1 pseudogene is annotated in these 738 nt (G+C 56.1%); it reads left to right on the top strand.

From position 1 onward, the window contains the following. Window positions 1-91 precede the first annotated feature (91 nt). Window positions 92-316, top strand: a pseudogene (locus tag V8324_RS22170) (integrase core domain-containing protein); the annotation flags it as partial. Window positions 317-738: the final 422 nt, after the last annotated feature.

Raw genomic sequence — 738 nt, 5'->3', positions numbered from 1 at the left:
CCCGAGACCCGGTTATGGCCACCCGCTGCGCTACATGAGGGCTGCGCAGGCGGCCATAACCTACCAACAGCCCTTCTTCCCGACGTGCTACGGCACCGAGTTCACCAGCAAGGCCGTCCTGAAATGGGCGAAAGACAATGGCATCGAGTGGCATTACATTGACCCCGGCAAGCCCCAGCAGAACGCCTTCATCGAAAGTTTCAATGGCAGCCTGCGCGACGAATGCCTGAACGAGGAGATCTTCGACAGCCTGGCTGATGCCCGCCGGACGCTGGCCCTCTGGCGCTACGACTACAACTTTGCTTCATTACGCCCATCTTTCTATGTTGTTGAAGGGAATAGGTTTTGTTGATCTGGATGTGATACTGCGGGGTGTTTTGGGTTTTGCCGCACCCGTTTGTTGAGTTGTTGTGCCGCCGGTTTTGACAATTCCGTTCGCTCGAATATCCACGGTCCATCAGCGAGCGGGTGTTCAGCTTTGATCTCACCTGCTTCTGCTGCCAACCGCAACGTTCTTGGTGCCACCCCGAGAAGCTTGGCCGCGTTGGAGAGGTTGAGGCAAGGATCGAGATCATTGGGTTCAACCTTGAATACGGGAATCTTGCGGTAGGACCGTAGTGCTGTGACACGTTCCTTGGTCCAGCGGTGTCAATGTGCATTCAAAACTGACCCGGTGTGATCATCCAAAAATGACCCACCCCGGAGGTGGCAAAGCCCACAGGCGAGCGGCCACCAAAT

This window comes from Roseovarius sp. D22-M7, from assembly GCF_037083785.1.
In the GTDB taxonomy this organism is placed as follows: domain Bacteria; phylum Pseudomonadota; class Alphaproteobacteria; order Rhodobacterales; family Rhodobacteraceae; genus Roseovarius.
The sequence above is the reverse complement of the archived record's forward strand: the minus strand, read 5'-3'. Positions and strand labels throughout refer to the sequence as shown.